This is a genomic window from Microbacterium sp. NPDC091676 (assembly GCF_044756645.1).
Taxonomy (GTDB): domain Bacteria; phylum Actinomycetota; class Actinomycetes; order Actinomycetales; family Microbacteriaceae; genus Microbacterium; species Microbacterium paraoxydans_D.
In genome coordinates this window covers 1,464,535-1,484,925 of record NZ_JBIVTI010000001.1, presented here as the reverse complement: position 1 = coordinate 1,484,925, position 20,391 = coordinate 1,464,535, and the positions used below count along the sequence as shown (strand labels likewise).

The following is a 20,391-nucleotide window of genomic DNA, read 5'->3' as shown; positions in this document are numbered from 1 at the left end:
GATCACGGGCGGCACCGCGTCGATACCGGATCGCAACCTCGGACTCTTGGCATCGGCCGGACCGCTGGGTACCTTCGAGGAATCACCGTCTCCGCGGCGACGATGCCCGGAGACGCGCAAGGAAGCGCCCGACAGGGAAGGTCATACACACATGCACCAGTCAGCCATGCCTCGGCGAGGACTCGCCGCCGTCACCGGAGCGACCATCGCCGCTCTCGCACTCGCCGGATGCGTCGCCAGCGAGCGCGGGGACAACGGGTCGGAAGGATCGGGCGACGTCGACGGCACCTTCGTCTTCGCCGCCTCGTCGGATCCCGCGAGCCTCGACCCGGCGTTCGCGCAGGACGGCGAGACCTTCCGTGTCTCGCGCCAGATCTTCGAGGGTCTGGTGGGCACGGAGCCCGGCACGGCCGACCCGGCGCCGCTGCTGGCGGAGTCGTGGGAGTCGTCGGAGGACGGCATGTCCCACACCTTCGCGCTGAAGGAGGGCGTGACCTTCCAGGACGGCACCCCGTTCAACGCCGAGGCCGTCTGCGCCAACTTCGACCGCTGGTACAACTGGACCGGTCTCGCCGCCTCCGAGGCCTTCGGCTACTACTACAACAAGCTCTTCAAGGGCTACGCCTCCAACCCCGAGGACGCGGTCTACAAGTCCTGCACGCCCGACGGCGAGAACTCCGTCACGATCGAGCTGAACAAGCCGTTCGCCGGCTTCATCGCCTCGCTGTCGCTCCCGGCCTTCGGCATGCAGAGCCCCTCGGCGATGCAGGAGTTCGGCGCGGACGAGGTCGGCGGCACCGCCGAGGCGCCGCAGCTGTCCGAGTACGCCATGGGCCACCCGGTCGGCACGGGCCCCTACCAGTTCGAGGAGTGGGCTCCGGGCGAGCAGGTCACGCTCAAGGCCTACGACGACTACTGGGGCGAGGCCGGCCAGATCGACCAGATCATCTTCCGCACGATCGACGACCCGACGGCCCGCCGTCAGGCGCTCGAGTCGGGCTCCATCGACGGCTACGACCTCGTGGGCCCCGCCGACACGAAGGCCCTGGAGGAGGACGACTTCACCATGGTGTCGCGTCCCCCGTTCACGATCCTCTACCTCGCCTTCAACCAGGCGATCCCGGAGCTGCAGGACCCGAAGGTGCGTGAGGCGCTGTCCTACGCGATCGACAAGGACGCCCTGATCAGCCAGGTCCTGCCGGAGGGCACCGAGAAGGCGACGCAGTTCGTCCCGCCGGTGGTCAACGGCTACAACGACGAGGTCACGACCTACGACTACGACCCGGAGAAGGCCAAGGAGCTGCTCGCGGAGGCCGGCTACGACGAGGCGAACCCGCTGGCGCTGGACTTCAACTACCCGGTCAACGTCTCGCGTCCGTACATGCCGGACCCCGAGCAGATCTACACCGTCCTGTCGTCGCAGCTCTCCGAGGTCGGCGTGGAGACCACCCCGGTCTCCGAGGAGTGGGTCGAGTACCTCGACCGCACCACCGGCACCTCCGACCACGGCATCCACCTGCTGGGCTGGACCGGCGACTACAACGACACCGACAACTTCGTCGGCGTGTTCTTCGGCCAGAAGAGCTCCGAGTGGGGCTTCGACAACCCGGAGCTGTTCCAGGCGCTGACCGAGGCGCGCGGGGTCTCCAACCTCGACGACCAGACGGCCCTCTACGAGGACATCAACGAGATGGTCGCGGAGTTCATCCCCGGCGTCCCGCTCGCGCACCCCGCGCCGACGCTCGCCTTCGACCCGCGCGTCGAGAGCTACCCCGCCAGCCCGGTGAACGACGAGGTCTTCACGGACATCGTCCTCACGAAGTAGGCCTGACCATTTGATATGCCGAGCCCCGGTTCCGCTCTCGCGGGACCGGGGCACGGCGTACCTTCTGATCGACGGAGAACTCTGTGCTGCGCACCATCGGCAGGCGACTGCTGTTCCTCATCCCCACCCTGTTCGGGCTCAGCATCCTGCTGTTCGCCTGGGTCAGGGCCCTCCCCGGCGGCCCCGCGGTCGCCCTCCTCGGCGAGAAGGCCACCCCGGAGGCCATCGCCAGGGTCAACGAGCTCTACGGCTTCAACAAGCCCCTCATCGAGCAGTACTTCATCTGGGTCACCCGGCTGCTGCAGGGCGACTTCGGCACGTCCATCCAGACCAACCGGCCCGTCACGGAGGAGTTCCTCCGCCGATTCCCCGCGACGATCGAGCTGAGCGTCGCGGCGCTCATCTTCGCGATCGGCGTCGGCATCCCGCTCGGATACTGGGCGGCCCGTCGCCACGGCAAGTTCACCGATCACGCGTCGGTCGTGCTGAGCCTCATCGGCATCACGATCCCCGTCTTCTTCCTGGCCTTCATCCTCAAGTACGTCTTCGCCGTGCAGCTGGGGTGGCTGCCCTCGGACGGTCGGCAGGATCCCCGGATCGATGCCACCCATCCCACCGGGTTCTACGTCTGGGACGGCATCATCACGGGGGAGTTCGACGCCGCGTGGGATGCGATCCTCCATCTGATCCTCCCGGCGCTCGCCCTCGGCACCATCCCGCTCGCGATCATCGTCCGCATCACCAGGGCGAGCGTGCTGGAGGTGCAGAACGCCGACTACGTGCGCACGGGACGGGCGAAGGGCGTGGGCTCGGCGACGCTGCGCAGCCGGTTCATCCTCCGCAACGCCATGCTGCCCGTCATCACGACGATCGGCCTGCAGACCGGACTGCTCATCTCCGGGGCGGTGCTCACCGAGACGGTCTTCGCCTTCCCCGGCATCGGGTCGTTCCTCGCGCGGGCCATCTTCACGCGCGACTTCCCGGTGCTGCAGGGATTCATCATCTTCATCGCGATCGCCTACGCCCTCATCAACCTGGCCGTGGACGTGTCGTACAGCTTCATCGATCCGAGAGTGAGGGTGCAGTGATGTCCTCCTCCCTCATCCGAAAGGAGGCGCTCGCATGAGCATCGCCCTCCCACCCGCACAGGGGCCGTCCGCCGAGAGCGGCGGCAGCATCGACACCGTCGCGATCGCCCAGGCCGACCTCAAGGACGGCGGCGGCGGCTTCTGGCGCGACGTCTTCCGCCGGCTCCGGCACAACCCGACGGCGTGGATCGGCGCGGTCATCGTGCTCCTCTTCCTGCTCGTCGCGGTGCTCGCGCCGGTCCTCGCTCCGTATCCCGAGACCGCGCTCCCGGGCGCGAAGGAGATCACGCCCACGCACATCCCCGGCCCGGGGGAGCTGCCGCAGTTCCCGCTCGGTCTGGACCGGTTCGGCGGCGACGTGCTGTCGAAGCTCATCTGGGGCGCGCAGGCGTCGCTGCTGATCGGCGTCGTCTCCACCGCGATGGGCCTCGTCGGCGGCATGATCCTCGGACTCCTCGCCGGCACGTTCGGCGGCTGGGTCGACACGGTCATCATGCGCGTCGTCGACATCATCCTCTCGGTGCCGAACCTCCTGCTGGCGGTGTCGATCGCCGCGATCCTCGGGCAGACGCCGTACGCCGTGATGATCGCCATCGGGGCCTCCCAGGTGCCGATCTTCGCGCGCCTGCTGCGGGCGTCCATGCTCCAGCAGCGCTCCAGCGACTACGTGCTCTCGGCGCAGACCCTCGGTCTCGGCCGCGGCCGGATCACGATGTCGCACGTCCTCCCGAACGCGATCGGGCCCGTGATCGTGCAGGGCACCCTGACCCTCGCGACCGCCGTGATCGATGCGGCGGCGCTGTCGTTCCTCGGCCTCGGCGGCGGCGGTCCCGCGACGGCCGAGTGGGGCCGCATGCTCACGTACGCGCAGGCGGAGCTGGCGATCGCCCCGTGGCTGGCGTTCCTCCCCGGCATCTGCATCGCCGTCACCGCGCTCGGCTTCACCCTGCTCGGTGAGGCGCTGCGCGAAGCCATGGACCCGAGGACGAGGGCACGATGAACATCCGCGACGAGGGCGCCGTGCGCGCCGCGAAGGAGAACGGCATGGCGGACGAGCCCCTGCTGTCGGTCGAGGGCCTGGCGGTGGACTTCGCCACCATGGACGGCGTCGTGCACGCCGTCGAGGGCGTCGACCTCGAGATCCGTCCGGGGGAGACCGTGGCGATCGTCGGCGAGTCCGGTTCCGGCAAGTCGACCACCGCGATGGCGATCATCGGGCTGCTGGCGGGCGGAGGGAAGGTGGCCGCCGGTAGCATCAAGCTCGACGGGCGGGACATCTCCCGCGCCTCCGAGAGCGAGCTGCGATCGATCCGCGGACGGGACATCGGGCTCGTGCCGCAGGACCCCATGTCCAACCTCAACCCGGTCGCGAAGATCGGCACCCAGGTCGCCGAGACGCTGCTCGCCCACGGCCTCGCCACCCGGCAGAACGTGCAGGCCAAGGTCGTCGAGGCGCTGACCGCCGCCGGTCTCCCGGATCCGGAGCGTCGGGCCAAGCAGTACCCGCACGAGTTCTCCGGCGGCATGCGGCAGCGGGCGCTCATCGCGATCGGTCTGGCGTGCAAGCCGCGGCTGCTCATCGCCGATGAGCCCACCAGCGCCCTGGACGTGACGGTGCAGCAGACCATCCTCGACCAGATCGGCGAGATGACGAGGGAGCTGGGCACGGCCGTGCTCCTCATCACGCACGACCTCGGGCTCGCCGCCGAGCGGGCCGAGCGGGTGATCGTGATGCACCGCGGCAAGGTCGTCGAGCAGGGCCCCGCGCGGCAGATCCTCGAGGATCCGCAGCATCCGTACACCCAGTCGCTCGTGAAGGCGGCGCCGTCGGTGGCGGTGGCGCGGCTGCGCCCCGAGGCCTTCGTCCGCGACGCGTCGACAGGCTCGGCGGGCGCTTCGACAGGCTCAGCGACCCACAGCGGCGCTTCGACAGGCTCAGCGACCCAGTCCAGCGCGTCGACAGGCTCAGCGATCCAGAGTGAGTCGGGGTCCCTGAGCTCGTCGAAGTCTGGGTCCCTGAGCTCGTCGAAGGGCAACATCGTCGAGATCGAGAACCTCACGAAGGTGTATCCCGTGCGTGGCAAGCACGAGGACTTCGTCGCCGTCGACGACGTCTCGCTCGCGATCCCGCGCGGGGAGACCGTCGCGATCGTGGGGGAGTCCGGATCGGGCAAGACCACGACCGCGCGCATGCTGCTCAAGGTGATCGAGCCTACGAGCGGCCTCATCCGCTACGAGGGCAAGGACATCTCGACGCTGAGCCGCGCGGAGACGAAGGACTTCCGTCAGCGGGTGCAGCCGATCTTCCAGGATCCGTACTCCAGCCTGAACCCCATGTTCACGATCGAGCGCCTGATCGCGGAGCCGCTGGAGTTCTACAAGCGGGGGAGCGGGGCGGACCGGCGCAAGCGCGTACGGCAGCTCCTGGACGACGTCGCTCTGCCGCAGTCGATGCTGCGGCGCTACCCGTCCGAGCTCTCCGGCGGGCAGCGTCAGCGTGTGGCGATCGCGCGGGCGCTGGCCCTGTCGCCGGACCTCATCGTGTGCGACGAGCCCGTCTCGGCGCTCGACGTGCTCGTGCAGGACCAGATCCTGCGGCTGCTGGGCGACCTGCAGCGCGAGTACGGGCTGAGCTACCTGTTCATCTCGCACGACCTCGCGGTGGTCCGGCTCATCAGCGACTACGTGTGCGTGATGAAGGACGGGAAGCTCGTGGAGGCCGCGTCGTCGGAGGAGATCTTCACGAACCCTCGCGACCCCTACACGCGCCGCCTCCTCGCCTCGATCCCCGGCAACGAGCTCAACATCGCCTCCTGACCCGAGACCCCGGTTTCGCGTCGAAACCCCGCCCTGCCTCCGCGGCGAGGGCGGGGTTTCGGCGTGGAAGCGGGGTCTCGGCGGTCCCATTACCGCAGCATCGAAGATTGGTCAAGGATTGCGCTTGCCATGTCGCAAGATCGCGTCTATAGTTGGTAGTTGCGCTCGCTTCTCCCTGCCCTCATATGGTGGTCGGCATCTCGTGAGCTTCTGAGCGCACTCCACCTGACGACAAAGGAATCGAGAAGCCCTGCGGGGCTCACGGAGGTTATTCCCTTGGCTGCTGCTCCCAACGCATCCACATCCACCACCACCAAGAACGGACGCGGAGCTTCCCGTCTCTCGTTCGCCAAGATCTCCGACACGCTGACGGTCCCGGACCTTCTCGCCCTGCAGACCGAGTCCTTCGGTTGGCTGGTCGGCAACGACGCCTGGAAGGCGCGCGTGGCCGAGGCCAAGGCCGCCGGTCGCACCGACGTGAACGAGAACAGCGGTCTGGGCGAGATCTTCGAGGAGATCTCCCCGATCGAGGACCTCGGCGAGACGATGCAGCTGTCGTTCACGAACCCGTACCTCGAGCCCGAGAAGTACTCCATCGAGGAGTGCAAGGAGCGTGGCAAGACGTACGCGGCCCCGCTCTACGTCGAGGCCGAGTTCATGAACCACCTCACGGGTGAGATCAAGACTCAGACGGTCTTCATGGGCGACTTCCCGCTGCAGACCGACAAGGGCACGTTCATCATCAACGGCTCCGAGCGCGTCGTCGTCTCGCAGCTCGTGCGCTCGCCGGGTGTCTACTTCGACAAGACCCCCGACAAGACGAGTGACAAGGACATCGTCTCGGCGCGCGTCATCCCGAGCCGTGGTGCCTGGCTCGAGTTCGAGATCGACAAGCGCGACCAGGTCGGCGTCCGCGTCGACCGCAAGCGCAAGCAGTCCGTCACGGTCTTCCTCAAGGCGCTGGGCATGACCAGCGAGGAGATCCTCGCGGAGTTCGCCGGATACACCTCCATCGAGGAGACGCTCGCGAAGGACACGATCGTCACCAAGGAAGACGCGCTGCGCGACATCTACCGCAAGCTGCGTCCGGGCGAGCAGGTGGCCGCCGAGGCCGCCCGCGCGCTGCTCGACAACTTCTACTTCAACCCGAAGCGCTACGACCTCGCCAAGGTCGGCCGGTACAAGATCAACCACAAGCTGGGTCTCGACACCCCGCTGACGGAGTCGGTGCTGACGGTGCAGGACATCGTCGCCACGATCAAGTACCTCGTGCGTCTGCACGCGGGCACCGAGGAGACCTTCGAGGGCATCCGCGGCGGCAAGAAGACCGAGATCCGTCTCGCGACCGACGACATCGACAACTTCGGCAACCGTCGCATCCGCGCGGTCGGCGAGCTGATCCAGAACCAGGTCCGCACGGGTCTGTCCCGCATGGAGCGCGTCGTCCGCGAGCGCATGACCACGCAGGACATCGAGGCCATCACGCCGCAGACCCTGATCAACGTGCGCCCCGTCGTCGCCGCGATCAAGGAGTTCTTCGGAACCTCGCAGCTGTCGCAGTTCATGGACCAGAACAACCCGCTCGCGGGTCTGACCAACAAGCGCCGTCTGTCGGCTCTGGGCCCCGGTGGTCTGAGCCGCGACCGTGCCGGCGTCGAGGTCCGTGACGTCCACCCCTCGCACTACGGCCGCATGTGCCCGATCGAGACGCCGGAAGGCCCGAACATCGGTCTGATCGGAGCGCTCGCGACCTTCGCGCGCATCAACTCGTTCGGCTTCATCGAGACGCCGTACCGCAAGGTCGTCGACGGTGTCGTGACCGACCAGATCGACTACCTGACCGCCTCCGAGGAGGTCGACTACAACATCGCGCAGGCCAACGCGCCGCTCGATGCGAAGGGTCGCTTCCGCGAGAGCCACGTGCTCGCGCGCCCCAAGGGCGGCAGCGGTGAGGTCGACCTGTTCCTCCCGGAGGAGATCGGCTACATCGACGTCTCGCCGCGCCAGATGGTGTCGGTCGCGACCTCTCTCGTGCCCTTCCTCGAGCACGACGACGCGCAGCGCGCGCTCATGGGCGCGAACATGCAGCGTCAGGCCGTGCCGCTGCTGCGCAGCGACTCGCCGCTCGTCGGAACCGGTATGGAGGGCTACACCGCCATCGACGCCGGTGACGTGCTCACCGCCGAGAAGGCCGGTGTCGTCTCCGAGGTCTCCGCGGACCGCGTCGTGGTCATGCTCGACGAGGGCGGCACGCAGGAGTACCACCTGCGCAAGTTCGACCGCTCGAACCAGGGCACCTCCTACAACCAGAAGGTCGTCGTCTCGGCCGGTGAGCGCGTCGAGGTCGGAGAGGTCATCGCCGATGGCCCCGCCACCGAGAACGGCGAGCTGGCCCTCGGGAAGAACCTCCTCGTCGCGTTCATGACGTGGGAGGGCTACAACTTCGAGGACGCCATCATCCTGAGCCAGGACCTGGTGAAGGACGACACCCTCTCGTCGATCCACATCGAGGAGTACGAGGTCGACGCCCGCGACACGAAGCTCGGCAAGGAGGAGATCACCCGTGACCTCCCCAACGTCAGCCCGGAGCTCCTGAAGGACCTCGACGAGCGCGGCATCATCCGCATCGGCGCCGAGGTCCGCCCCGGCGACATCCTCGTCGGCAAGGTCACGCCGAAGGGTGAGACCGAGCTGTCGGCGGAGGAGCGTCTGCTCCGCGCGATCTTCAACGAGAAGAGCCGCGAGGTCCGCGACACGTCCCTGAAGGTGCCGCACGGCGAGCAGGGCACGATCATCGCGGTCAAGGAGTTCAACGCGGAGGACGGCGACGACGAGCTCGGCTCCGGCGTGAACCGCCGCGTCGTGGTCTACATCGCCCAGAAGCGCAAGATCACCGAGGGCGACAAGCTCGCCGGCCGCCACGGCAACAAGGGTGTCATCGCGAAGATCCTGCCCGTCGAGGACATGCCGTTCCTCGCGGACGGCACCCCGGTGGACATCGTCCTCAACCCGCTCGGCATCCCGGGTCGAATGAACTTCGGCCAGGTCCTCGAGACCCACCTCGGGTGGATCGCGAAGCAGGGCTGGAAGGTCGAGGGCACCCCGGAGTGGGCCGCAAAGCTGCCGCAGCAGGCCTTCGAGGCCGCGCCCGGCACCAAGGTCGCCACCCCGGTGTTCGACGGTGCGAGCGAGGAGGAGATCTCCGGTCTGCTCGACTCGACGCTCCCGACCCGTGACGGCCTGCGCCTGATCGACTCGAGCGGCAAGACGCAGCTGTTCGACGGCCGCTCCGGCGAGCCGTTCCCGGCGCCGATCTCCGTGGGCTACATGTACATCCTGAAGCTCCACCACCTGGTGGACGACAAGATCCACGCCCGCTCCACCGGTCCGTACTCGATGATCACCCAGCAGCCGCTCGGTGGTAAGGCGCAGTTCGGTGGACAGCGCTTCGGTGAGATGGAGGTGTGGGCCCTCGAGGCCTACGGTGCGGCGTACGCCCTCCAGGAGCTCCTCACGATCAAGTCCGACGACATCCTCGGCCGCGTCAAGGTGTACGAGGCCATCGTCAAGGGCGAGAACATCCAGGAGCCCGGCATCCCCGAGTCGTTCAAGGTGCTCATGAAGGAGATGCAGTCGCTCTGCCTGAACGTCGAGGTCCTCTCGGCCGACGGCACGCTGGTCAACCTCCGCGACACCGACGACGAGGCGTTCCGCGCCGCAGAGGAACTCGGTATCAACATCTCCAGCCGCTTCGAGGCCGCCTCGATCGACGAGATCTAATCCTTCGACAGGCTCAGGGACCCCGTCTCGGGGTGGCTGAGCCTGTCGAAGCCCAGACTTCTCAACAAGAATTTCCGACACAGGAGAACTAGTGCTCGAGTCCACAACTTTCGATGAGCTTCGCATCGGCCTGGCGACCGCAGACCACATCCGCGCGTGGTCCTACGGCGAGGTCAAGAAGCCCGAAACCATCAACTACCGCACCCTCAAGCCGGAGAAGGACGGTCTCTTCGGAGAGCAAATCTTCGGCCCGTCCCGTGACTGGGAGTGCGCCTGCGGCAAGTACAAGCGCGTCCGCTTCAAGGGCATCGTCTGCGAGCGCTGCGGCGTGGAGGTCACCAAGAGCTCCGTCCGTCGTGAGCGCATGGGTCACATCGAGCTCGCCGCTCCCGTCACCCACATCTGGTACTTCAAGGGCGTGCCCTCGCGCCTCGGCTACCTGCTGGACATGGCGCCGAAGGACCTCGAGAAGGTCATCTACTTCGCCGCGTACATGGTCATCTCGGTCGACGAGGACGCTCGCCACCGCGACCTGGGCACCCAGGAGAACAACATCCGTCTCGAGCTGAAGACGCTCGGCGACCGCCGCGATTCGAAGATCGCGGAGCGCCTGGCGAAGCTGGAGGAGGAGCTCGCGGCCCTCGAGGCCGAGGGTGCCAAGGCCGACGCCAAGAAGAAGGTCAAGGACGCCGCCGAGAAGGAGATGTCGCTCATCCGCAAGGGTGCCGACGAGGCGATCCTGAAGCTGGAGCGCGTGTGGGAGGACTTCCGCACGCTCGAGGTCGGTGCCCTGCGCCCGGAGGACGACGTCTTCCACGAGCTGCAGGACCGCTTCGGTCAGTACTTCGAGGCCTACATGGGTGCCGAGGCGATCCAGCGTCGCCTGGCCGCCTTCGACCTGGCCGCCGAGGCCGAGAACCTGCGTCTGCAGATCTCCGAGGGCAAGGGCCAGCGCAAGATCCGTGCGATCAAGCGCCTCAAGGTCGTCAGCTCGTTCCTCGAGACCGGCATGAGCCCGGCCGCGATGGTCCTGGACGTCGTCCCGGTCATCCCGCCGGAGCTGCGTCCGATGGTCCAGCTCGACGGTGGCCGCTTCGCGACCTCCGACCTGAACGACCTGTACCGCCGCGTGATCAACCGCAACAACCGTCTCCGTCGGCTGATCGACCTCGGTGCCCCCGAGATCATCGTCAACAACGAGAAGCGGATGCTGCAGGAGGCCGTCGATGCCCTGTTCGACAACGGCCGCCGCGGTCGCCCCGTCACCGGTACCGGCAACCGCGCCCTGAAGTCCCTGAGCGACATGCTCAAGGGAAAGCAGGGTCGCTTCCGCCAGAACCTGCTCGGCAAGCGCGTCGACTACTCGGGCCGTTCGGTCATCGTCGTCGGTCCGCAGCTGAAGCTGCACCAGTGCGGTCTGCCCAAGCAGATGGCGCTCGAGCTCTTCAAGCCGTTCGTCATCAAGCGCCTGATCGACCTCGGTCACTCGCAGAACATCAAGGCCGCGAAGCGCGCCGTCGAGCGCACCCGTCCCGAGGTCTGGGACGTGCTCGAGGAGATCATCCGCGAGCGTCCGGTGCTGCTGAACCGCGCACCCACCCTGCACCGTCTCGGCATCCAGGCGTTCGAGCCGCAGCTCGTCGAGGGCAAGGCCATCCAGCTGCACCCGCTCGTCTGCGCAGCGTTCAACGCCGACTTCGACGGTGACCAGATGGCCGTGCACCTGCCGCTGTCGGTCGAGGCTCAGGCCGAGGCCCGCGTGCTGATGCTCGCGTCGAACAACATCCTGAAGCCGTCGGACGGCCGTCCGGTGACCCTGCCCTCGCAGGACATGATCATCGGTCTGCACCACCTGACGACGGTCAAGGCCGGCGCCAAGGGCGAGGGTCGTGCGTTCGGCTCCGTCGGCGAGGCACAGCTCGCGTACGACGAGGGCACGCTCGACCTGCAGGCGAAGGTCCGCATCCGCATCCCGGGTCTGGCCTTCCTCGAGGGCGAGGCTCCCGAGGGCTACGAGAAGCACGGCCTGGTCGACGCTTCGCTGGGTCAGGCGATCTTCAACGACGCGCTCCCGAAGGGCTACCCCTTCGTGCGCGAGCAGGCCGACAAGGGCAAGCTGTCGCAGATCGTCAACAAGCTGGCCGAGGAGTACCCCAAGGTCGAGACGGCCGCCACGCTGGACCGCATCAAGGATGCCGGTTTCTACTGGGCGACCCGTTCGGGTGTGACCGTCGCGCTGAGCGACATCCTCACCCCGCCGAACAAGGCGGAGATCGTCGCGGGCTACGAGAAGCAGGCCGCGAAGGTCCAGTCCCAGTACGAGAAGGGCCTCACGACCGACGCCGAGCGTCGTCAGGAGCTCATCAAGATCTGGACCGAGGCGACCGACGAGGTGCAGGCCGCGATGAAGGCGCACTTCCCGGAGGACAACACCATCAACCGCATGGTGTCCTCCGGCGCCCGTGGTAACTGGCTGCAGATCCGGAACATCGCCGGTATGCGTGGTCTGGTGAACAACCCCAAGGGTGAGATCATCCCGCGTCCGATCATCTCCTCGTACCGCGAGGGTCTGTCGGTGGCGGAGTACTTCATCGCGACGCACGGTACCCGTAAGGGTCTGGCCGACACCGCTCTGCGTACCGCCGACTCGGGTTACCTGACCCGTCGTCTGGTGGACGTCTCGCAGGACGTCATCATCCGCGAAGAGGACTGCGGCACGTCGAAGGGCCTCGAGCTCCCGATCGCCGCTCCGAACTCGCAGGGTGAGCTGGTGCGCGACGCGAACGTCGAGAACTCGGTGTTCGCCCGCACGCTGGCCTCCGACGTGGTGAGCGAGTCGGGCGAGGTTCTCGCTTCGGCCGGCGACGACGTGGGCGACGTGCTCATCGACAAGCTCGTCGGACTCGGTGTCGAGACCATCAAGGTCCGTTCGGTCCTGACCTGCGACTCCGCCGTCGGTGTGTGCGCGCAGTGCTACGGCCGTTCGCTCGCGACCGGCAAGACCGTGGACATCGGCGAGGCCGTCGGCATCATCGCGGCCCAGTCGATCGGTGAGCCCGGTACCCAGCTGACGATGCGTACCTTCCACACCGGTGGTTCGGCGTCGGCGGATGACATCACGCAGGGTCTGCCCCGTGTGCAGGAGCTGTTCGAGGCGCGTACCCCCAAGGGTGCATCGCCGATCGCGGAGGCCGACGGCCGCATCACGATCGACGAGACCGAGAAGGCCAAGAAGGTCATCCTCACGCCCGACAACGGCGACGAGCCCGTCGTCTACCCGGTGCTGAAGCGTGCCACCCTCCTCGTCGAGGACCGCCAGCACGTCTCGGTCGGTCAGCCCCTGCAGGTCGGCACGCTCGACCCCAAGGAGGTCATGCGTGTCATGGGTGCCCGCGAGGTGCAGAAGTACCTCGTCGGTGGCGTCCAGGGCGTCTACCGCTCGCAGGGTGTGCCGATCCACGACAAGCACATCGAGGTCATCGTCCGCCAGATGCTCCGCAAGGTCACCGTCGTCGACCACGCCGACACGACCCTGCTGCCGGGTGAGATGGTCGACCTGAAGCGCTACCAGCAGATCAACCGCGAGGCCGTGGCCGAGGGCAAGCGCCCCGCGTCCGGTCGCCCGGAGCTGATGGGTATCACGAAGGCGTCGCTCGCGACCGAGTCGTGGCTGTCCGCTGCGTCCTTCCAGGAGACGACCCGCGTGCTCACGCAGGCCGCCATGGAGGGCAAGCGCGACCCGCTGGTCGGTCTCAAGGAGAACGTCATCATCGGAAAGCTCATCCCCGCCGGAACCGGTCTCTCGAAGTACCGCGACGTCACGGTCGAGGCCACCGAGGAAGCCAAGAGCGAGCGCTACCCGAACCGGATCTTCGCATCCGACGGCGCGTACGCGGACGGCGACTTCGGCTACGTCGACTTCGACGCGTTCTCGACGGACGACATCACCCCCGGTACCTACAACTGAGGTGTGAGTGAGTGAACGAAGGCCCCGGGGTTCTCCCCGGGGCCTTCGTCGTCCCGTGACGCGGTGGGGATGTGCACAGCTTCGGAGATCCGGCGCGGCGCGCCGCCGGTGGGGATCATCCATCGGGGTGTCGGGTGTCATCTCCGAAGCTGTGACCGGCGCGGGCGCGGTAGGGTCGGCGAGTGACCACTGAGACTTCCCCCGGCGGCGCGGCCGTCGTCATCGGAGACGCCCTGATCGACGAGATCCGGGATGACAGCGGCGTCCGCGAGTTCGTCGGCGGAGCAGCGCTGAACGTGGCGGTCGGGCTGCGCCGGCTCGGCATCCCCACGACCCTCATCGCGATGGTGGGGGAGGACGTCGCGGGCGCGCACATCCGCGAGTACCTGGCCGATCACGGCGTGCGGCTGATCGCGAGCGCGGCGCCGCACGGGTCGTCGCGGGCCGTCGTGACCCGGGCTGCGAACGGCGAGCCGAGCTACGTCTTCAATCGCGCGGCCCAGGAGCGGACCGTCCGGTACGCGGACGAGGCGAGGGCCGCCATCGCCGCCGCGGACATCGTCGCCGTGAGCTGCTTCCCCTTCGATGTCCCGGCCGAGGTCGACGCCCTGGCCGCCGCGGTGGAGGGCGCGCGGCTGGCGATCGACCCGAACCCGCGCACCGGCATGCTGTCCGACCGCGAGGAGTTCGTCCGCGGCTTCGAGCGCCTGGCCGCGCGGGCGGACCTGGTGAAGGTCGGCGCCGACGACGCCGCCGTGCTCTACGACGGCGACCTCGACGCTCTGCGCGCGCGGCTCCGGAGCCTCGGCGTCGCGGCGGTGCTCGCGACGGCCGGAGCGGACGGCGCCGTGCTCGAGTCGGACGCCGGGTCGATCTCGGCCCCCATCTCGGCGCTGCCGGGTCGCGTGGTCGATACCGTGGGCGCGGGGGACGCGACACTCGCCGCCGTCGCCGCCGGACTGGTGGGAGGCTCCCCGAAGGCGGCCGAGGGCTGGTCCGCCCTGCTCGAGCGCGCGATGGATGTCGCCGCCGCGACCTGCCGCGCCGAGGGCGGGCTGCTGCGCACACCGGAGTCGCTCGCCGCCGCCGACCGTGGCGTGTACGGAAGCTGACGCCTCGATTTCTCGCGCCCGCATCCGGCAGGTATGATTGTTCTTCGTGCCCCCGGTTGGCTGTTCAAGTCGGACGGGTGCGCTCTGGCGAGTTACCCAAGTGGCCAAAGGGATCTGACTGTAAATCAGCCGTCTTCGACTTCGGGGGTTCGAATCCCTCACTCGCCACCACGGAAGCCCCCGCTCGCGGGGGCTTCTCCCGTTCCCGGCCTCACCTCCGCGCCGAGTTCCTAGACTGGAGCGATGCGACCTCTCACCGAAGCCGACGTCCGGGCCTCGTTCGTGAACGCGGACGCCGACGAGCTGCGCGTCATGGAGATGCCGCACGACTTCCTCCTCGTGGACTGGGACTACCTCGATTTCTTCGCCTGGCGCGACCCGAGTGCCGGCAAGCGCGGCTACGTCCTCATCCCGCACGAGGGGCGTGTGGTCGGCGTGGTGCTGCGGGCGTCGGAACCAGGGCGCGGGCGCTCCGGCATGTGCAACATCTGCCACACGATGCAGCCGGGCAATCAGGTGGCGCTGTTCGCCGCCCGGCGCACGGGAGCGGCGGGGGAGCGCGGCGACTCAGTCGGCACCTACATCTGCGCCGATCTGTCCTGCCACGAGAACGTGCGCCTGGCGCATCCGCTCGCACCGAACGAGATCCGGGCGGCGGGACAGGTCGATTTCCGACTCGACGGCACCCGGCGGCGGATGGAGCGGTTCGTGGCGCGCGTCTGGGAGGACGCCTGAGCGCGACTAGCCTGGAGGCATCCGCCTGTGCTCGAAGGAGAAGCCATGAGTGATGCCATCCTGTTCGCCGTCGACGAGGGGATGGCGCGGCTGACGCTGAACCGTCCGACCCGCCTCAACGCCTTCAACGCCGATCTGGCGTACGCCTGGCGGGATGCGACCGTCGAGGCGACGTCGCGCGACGACGTGCAGGCCATCCTCATCGACGCGGCGGGACCGGCTTTCTGCGCCGGCGGTGACGTGATCGACATGGCGACGACCATGGGGTCGTCCGGGGCGGAGATCACCGCGCTGGCGGAGGTCATCAACACCGGGATCCGTGCGCTCACGGAGTCGAGCGTGCCCGTGGTCGCCGCGGCGCACGGGACGACGGCCGGTGGCGGACTCGGCATCCTGCTCGCCACGGACTATGCGGTGGTGGGCTCGCGGTCGCAGCTCGGGAGCCTGTACGCGAACATCGGCCTCACGCCGGACCTTTCCGTGTCGGCGCAGCTCGCGCGGGCCGTCGGGCAGCGCCGCGCCCTCCAGCTCGTGCTGCAGGACCGGCTGCTCACCGCCGCGGAGGCCCTCGACTGGGGGCTGGTGGCCGAGGTCGTGGAGGGCGAGGACGGCAGGAGGGAAGCCGACCGGGTCCGTGCGCGGGCCGAGGAGATCGCGCGGTTCTGGCTCGCCGGGGCTGCCGAGGCGTACGGGCAGGCCAAGCGGCTGGTGCGGTCGCAGCCGGAGCGCACCTTCGCCGAGCAGCTGAGCGAGGAGGCCCGGTCCATCGGCGCCGCCCTGGAGACCCCGGACGCACAGGCGCGGGTCGCGGCCTTCGCGGCGGCATCCGCGAAGAAGGCCGGCTGACCCTTCCTCCCCACACCGCGGTCGGTCCCCGATCTCCTTCGCACTCGAGGGAAGCCGGAACAAGCGGGCCCGCGCGTGGCAGGATGAAGGCATCGCCGCTCGACGAGAGGATCCCCATGTCCCATCCGGACACCGCCCGGCTGCAGCCGCAGGGTGACAAGAAGAACATGTCGCTGCTCATCAGGGGCTCGCTGTGGGTCGCCATCGGCGCCCTCATCGCCGCGGCCCTGGTCTGCGTCGTGTGGGTGCTGGTCGGTGATCAGAACGGCCTCATCGGTCGCGCCTTCCTCACGATCCTCCTCCTCGCCGGCTTCGCGGGGATCGCCATCCTCGAAGCGGGCCTCGCGACGAACCGGCCGGATTGGCTCCAGCTCGCGAGCATGGTCACCTGGGTCATCGCGCTCCTTGTCGGCCTCGTGAAGATCTGGCTTCCGGAAGACGGGCTCTACTTCGGCGCGGAGCGCTTCTTCCAGCTGCTGCTCGTGATCGGGATCCTGCAGCTCGCACTGCTCCACGTGCGGCTGTTCACCCGTGCCGCGCAGCGCCATGTCACGACCTTCACGAAGGTGATCCACATCGTGACGATCGTCTTCCTCGGTGCCCTCGTCGCCCTGCTGGTGTTCTTCCTCGCGTTCCCGAACACCTTCGACTACACCGAGCTGTACTGGCGCATCGTCGTCGCCCTCACGATCCTCGTCGCCGTCGGCACCACGCTCATCCCGCTGCTGAACGCCCTGTTCGCGCCGAAGAAGGCCCCTGCCGCCCGTCCGGTCGCGTCCGCGCCGTCCTGGCCGACCTACGCCGACGGGATCACGCCCCTTCCGGTCCTCCCGGACGGGAGCCCGGACTGGAATGCGTTCTACACGGGCTACCCCTCGGCGGCTCCCCAGGCCCTGGGCCAGGCGCCCGCCGCGGCGTTCCCCGTGGCGACGCCGCCCCTGGCGCCCACGGCTCCGGCCCTTCCCGACTTCGCAGCTCCTCCGGCGCCGGGACCCCCCGTGCCGCCCGTGCCCGACCAGCCTGCTCCGCCCTCGTCGGCCCCTGCCCAGCCTGCCCCACCGCAGCCGGCACCGCCGCAGCCGGCGTCGCCCACCCAGGGCGAGTCCCCGGCCTTCCCCCCGCCGCCGCCCGCACCCTCGCACCCGGCACCGTGATCGACGCTCTCGAGCTCAGCGCGCTGGCGACCGAGATCGCCGAGGAGGCGGGCGCACTCGCCCGTGTCCGCAGGCGCGAGGGTGTCCGGCTCGCCGCGACCAAGTCGTCGCTCGCCGACATCGTGACCGAGGCGGACCGCGAGGTGGAGGCCCTCATCCGCGAGCGGCTGCAGGCTGCACGTCCGGCGGACGGCTTCCTCGGCGAGGAGTCGGGGGCGGCGAGCGGCGACAGCGGCATCACCTGGGTGGTCGACCCGATCGATGGCACCGTGAACTACGCCTACGGCATCCCCGCGTACAACGTGAGCATCGCGGCCGTCAGCGGGCCTCCGGTGCCCGACGAGTGGGAGGCACTGGCCGCCGCCGTGCACGCTCCGGCCATCGGCGAGACCTTCTCGGCCGCTCGCGGACACGGCGCCTGGTCGGACGGCGTCCGGCTCGCCGTGACCCAGGTGACCGACGCCGGCGCGCTCCTGGCGACCGGATTCGGCTACGACCCGGCGACCCACGACGGCGACATCGAGACGGTCCGGCGGGTGATGCCGATCGCGCGCGACCTCCGCCGCATGGGATCGGCGGCTCTGGACCTCGCCTACGTGGCGGCAGGCCGTTTGGACGGGTACTTCGAACGCGGGCTCAAGCCGTGGGACCACGCGGCGGGCGCCCTCCTCGTCCAGGAGGCGGGTGGGCAAGTGAGCCGGATCGACCGGGAATCGCCGCGTCCGTTCCTCATCGCGGGTGGCGTGACCGTGCACGACCGACTCCGGGATATCCTCGATGAGGAAGAACCCTGACCGATCCATGGCATTCACAGGTCGATCGGGGTAGTGTTTACCCGATCGTTACTTTCACCACCCGAAGGTGAGAGTTGTCATTGCGCCCCCGAGCATCACGAACGACCGAGAGATTAGCTTTGCCCTTCGAGAACCCCCAGGCTGCCGCTGCGCCCACGCGCCGGTCCAGCCGCCCTCGCACTGCGGCCTCCGAGGCCTCGGCGAGCGGGTCGACGGCACCCCTCGCTGACGCGGAGACCGTGATCGCCCTCGCTGCTGTCATCCCGCTCTCCCGTCGCGCCGCGCGTCAGCGTCAGGCCGACGTCCCTCCGGTGCCCACCGCGCCGGAGGAGCCCTTCATCGCTGCGGCTCCCGCGCCTGCCATCGCCGATGTCCCCGCGGTGCCCGTCGTCGCCGAGATCGTCGAGAAGTCCGAGGACACCGTCGCGGTCGAGGACATCGCCCCGGCGTCCGAGCCCTTCGTCGCTGAGGCCGACGCCGAGGGTGATGCCTTCGAGCGGGCTTCCCGCGCGTTCCGCACCACCGGCTCCATCCCGACCGCGTCGACGTCCCGGCGTTCGGCCTTCACCGCGAACGCCGCATCGCAGGCCGCGCCGAAGATCGACACCGCCGGCCTCGCAGCCGTCGGCCCTCGTCGCACGCGCAGCATCCGCAAGACCCTCGCCGCCGGCGCCACTGTCGGCGCGATGGGGCTCGCCGGGCTCCTGGCCGTGTCCATGACGCTGCCCGCGGAGGCCGTCGCGGCGGCCCAGGGCGGGTCCCTCGCTTCGACCTCCCTCGTCACCGCGGCGGCCGCCGACGCGGCAGGCTCGGGGGACGACGAGATCCAGGCCTTCGTCGCGCCGTCGGGTGTGCAGAACGAGCCGCTCTCGCGCGCGGACAACTTCAGCACGGTCTCGCTCGTCGAGGTCGCCGCCGAGCAGGGCATCAACTACTCCGGTGAGATCTACACCAACGATCCGGATGCCGCCATCCAGTGGCCGTTCCTCGTCGGCGTGGGCATGAGCTACGGCTACGGCATGCGCAGCGGCCGCCTCCACGAGGGCATCGACTTCGTGCCGGGCAACGGTGCGCCCATCCAGGCGATCGCCGACGGCACCGTCCGCATCGCGACCGAGCAGGGTGCCGCTTACGGTGTCACGGTCTACATCGAGCACGTCATCGACGGCTCCGTCATCACGAGCCACTACTCGCACATGCAGTACGGCTCGCTGCAGGTCAAGGCGGGCGACAAGGTCAAGGTCGGCGACATCGTCGGCAAGACCGGCAACACCGGCCGCTCGTACGGCGCGCATCTGCACTTCGAGCTCATCGTGAACGGGACGACCATCGACCCGATGCCGTGGCTCAAGAAGAACGCCGGACGCTCGTCGCTCACCTCGGAGGAGTGACCGTCTCGATTTCATGAGGACGCCACAGTGATGGTATTCTCGTGTGGTTGCCCCGCGAGGGGCAGCACGCCCCGATAGCTCAGTGGCAGAGCACTTCCATGGTAAGGAAGGGGTCGTCAGTTCAATCCTGACTCGGGGCTCGGAGTTCGCATCTGCGATGCGGATGCCGTGCGGCAGGGTAGCTCAGTTGGTGAGAGCGCACGACTCATAATCGTGAGGTCGCGGGTTCAAGCCCCGCTCCTGCTACAGACGAAAACCCCCGGAACCTTCCGGGGGTTTTGTCGTCTCCGACCTCCGTGCCGGGATACCGTCCTCACTCCGCGCGGAGCGGCCTAGAGTGTGTGACGCGTCGGCCTCCCAGCCGGCCACCGAGATGGCGGGCATCGAGGGACGAGGTCTGTCGTGTCTGCGCCCGATCGCCGTGCGAGCATCGTGTTCCGGGACGCCCGGCGCGCCCTGGAGGAAGCCGTCGCGGACGGGCGCGGTCATTGCCTCGGGCTCGAAACGCTCGCGCCGCACGAGTCCTGGGACGTGCTGGTCGCCGAAGGCTACGGGCGCGCGTTGCTGACCGGCGCCCTCGCCGGGGCACTCGCCGGGCTGCGGCGGCGCGGCGCGACCGTCGCCGACGTGCTGAGCTGTCCTGCGGTCCCTCTCGGGGTCGAGCTCGGGCCGAGATCCCTCCGGCTCGTCAGCGGATGGCTCGCGGACGGCGTGGCCGAGATGGACGATGCCGTCGTGTCGCGGACGATGGTGGCCGACGTCGCCGACGATCTCATCGGTGCCTCCGACGCGGCCCTGGTCGTCGGCGACGCGCACCGGGTGGCCGTGCTGGTCTTCGCGATCGCGGCGGTCGGCACCCACGCCGTCTGGCGTGCGGCGTGA

The 20,391-nt window shown here is 68.7% G+C and carries 13 protein-coding genes and 3 tRNA genes; all 16 read left to right on the top strand.

The genetic code is table 11. The features are described 5' to 3' along the window. Nucleotides 1-151: 151 nt before the first annotated feature. The 16 genes from ACIQID_RS07310 to ACIQID_RS07235 all read left to right on the top strand — a co-directional run bounded on the left by ACIQID_RS07310 (nt 152) and on the right by ACIQID_RS07235 (nt 20,391). Nucleotides 152-1,825 carry an ABC transporter substrate-binding protein gene (locus ACIQID_RS07310; protein WP_312673585.1) on the top strand — a complete coding sequence of 558 codons (1,674 nt, stop codon included), beginning with the start codon at nt 152-154 and terminating at the stop codon, nt 1,823-1,825. A gap of 83 nt (nt 1,826-1,908) precedes the next feature. Further along, on the top strand, nt 1,909-2,913 hold the full coding sequence (locus tag ACIQID_RS07305; RefSeq protein WP_060922593.1) for an ABC transporter permease: 1,005 nt from the start codon (nt 1,909-1,911) through the stop codon (nt 2,911-2,913). A 34-nt stretch (nt 2,914-2,947) separates the two neighbouring features. Beyond that, nucleotides 2,948-3,913, top strand: a complete 966-nt coding sequence (locus ACIQID_RS07300; RefSeq protein ID WP_071327550.1) for an ABC transporter permease — start codon at nt 2,948-2,950, stop codon at nt 3,911-3,913. After that, nucleotides 3,910-5,730, top strand: coding sequence for an ABC transporter ATP-binding protein (locus ACIQID_RS07295; protein WP_400283348.1), 1,821 nt, complete (start codon nt 3,910-3,912; stop codon nt 5,728-5,730). Before ACIQID_RS07300 ends, ACIQID_RS07295 begins: the two co-directional genes overlap by 4 nt. A gap of 276 nt (nt 5,731-6,006) precedes the next feature. After that, nucleotides 6,007-9,510 carry a DNA-directed RNA polymerase subunit beta gene (locus ACIQID_RS07290; RefSeq protein WP_312673581.1) on the top strand — a complete coding sequence of 1,168 codons (3,504 nt, stop codon included), beginning with the start codon at nt 6,007-6,009 and terminating at the stop codon, nt 9,508-9,510. Between the two features lie 91 nt (nt 9,511-9,601). Continuing rightward, nucleotides 9,602-13,477 (top strand): DNA-directed RNA polymerase subunit beta', encoded by a 3,876-nt coding sequence (gene rpoC / locus ACIQID_RS07285; RefSeq protein ID WP_400283345.1) that lies wholly within the window; start codon nt 9,602-9,604, stop codon nt 13,475-13,477. 182 nt (nt 13,478-13,659) lie between these two features. Beyond that, nucleotides 13,660-14,589 (top strand): PfkB family carbohydrate kinase, encoded by a 930-nt coding sequence (locus ACIQID_RS07280; RefSeq protein ID WP_400283342.1) that lies wholly within the window; start codon nt 13,660-13,662, stop codon nt 14,587-14,589. 86 nt (nt 14,590-14,675) lie between these two features. Continuing rightward, a tRNA-Tyr gene (locus tag ACIQID_RS07275) sits at nt 14,676-14,760 on the top strand. Nucleotides 14,761-14,832: 72 nt separating this feature from the next. After that, complete coding sequence (locus ACIQID_RS07270) at nt 14,833-15,324, top strand: FBP domain-containing protein (RefSeq protein ID WP_312673578.1); 492 nt, start codon at nt 14,833-14,835, stop codon at nt 15,322-15,324. Between the two features lie 45 nt (nt 15,325-15,369). Further along, nucleotides 15,370-16,170 carry an enoyl-CoA hydratase/isomerase family protein gene (locus ACIQID_RS07265; protein WP_400283339.1) on the top strand — a complete coding sequence of 267 codons (801 nt, stop codon included), beginning with the start codon at nt 15,370-15,372 and terminating at the stop codon, nt 16,168-16,170. A 116-nt stretch (nt 16,171-16,286) separates the two neighbouring features. Next, on the top strand, nt 16,287-17,324 hold the full coding sequence (locus tag ACIQID_RS07260; protein WP_400283336.1) for a hypothetical protein: 1,038 nt from the start codon (nt 16,287-16,289) through the stop codon (nt 17,322-17,324). Next, nucleotides 17,324-18,118, top strand: coding sequence for an inositol monophosphatase family protein (locus ACIQID_RS07255; RefSeq protein WP_400285708.1), 795 nt, complete (start codon nt 17,324-17,326; stop codon nt 18,116-18,118). The genes ACIQID_RS07260 and ACIQID_RS07255 overlap by 1 nt, the downstream gene beginning before the upstream one ends. A gap of 239 nt (nt 18,119-18,357) precedes the next feature. Next, nucleotides 18,358-19,509, top strand: a complete 1,152-nt coding sequence (locus ACIQID_RS07250; RefSeq protein ID WP_400283333.1) for a M23 family metallopeptidase — start codon at nt 18,358-18,360, stop codon at nt 19,507-19,509. 68 nt (nt 19,510-19,577) lie between these two features. Continuing rightward, nucleotides 19,578-19,649: transfer RNA gene (locus ACIQID_RS07245), tRNA-Thr, on the top strand. A gap of 32 nt (nt 19,650-19,681) precedes the next feature. Beyond that, a tRNA-Met gene (locus ACIQID_RS07240) sits at nt 19,682-19,755 on the top strand. A 156-nt stretch (nt 19,756-19,911) separates the two neighbouring features. Beyond that, nucleotides 19,912-20,391 (top strand): hypothetical protein, encoded by a 480-nt coding sequence (locus ACIQID_RS07235; RefSeq protein WP_400283330.1) that lies wholly within the window; start codon nt 19,912-19,914, stop codon nt 20,389-20,391.

What these genes read in the sequence shown, in the direction of transcription:
- ACIQID_RS07295 (WP_400283348.1), top strand. Translation starts at nt 3,910, where the DNA reads ATGAACATCCGCGACGAGGGCGCCGTGCGCGCCGCGAAGGAGAACGGC.
- ACIQID_RS07270 (WP_312673578.1), top strand. Translation starts at nt 14,833, where the DNA reads ATGCGACCTCTCACCGAAGCCGACGTCCGGGCCTCGTTCGTGAACGCG.
- ACIQID_RS07310 (WP_312673585.1), top strand. Translation starts at nt 152, where the DNA reads ATGCACCAGTCAGCCATGCCTCGGCGAGGACTCGCCGCCGTCACCGGA.
- ACIQID_RS07300 (WP_071327550.1), top strand. Translation starts at nt 2,948, where the DNA reads ATGAGCATCGCCCTCCCACCCGCACAGGGGCCGTCCGCCGAGAGCGGC.
- ACIQID_RS07260 (WP_400283336.1), top strand. Translation starts at nt 16,287, where the DNA reads ATGTCCCATCCGGACACCGCCCGGCTGCAGCCGCAGGGTGACAAGAAG.
- ACIQID_RS07265 (WP_400283339.1), top strand. Translation starts at nt 15,370, where the DNA reads ATGAGTGATGCCATCCTGTTCGCCGTCGACGAGGGGATGGCGCGGCTG.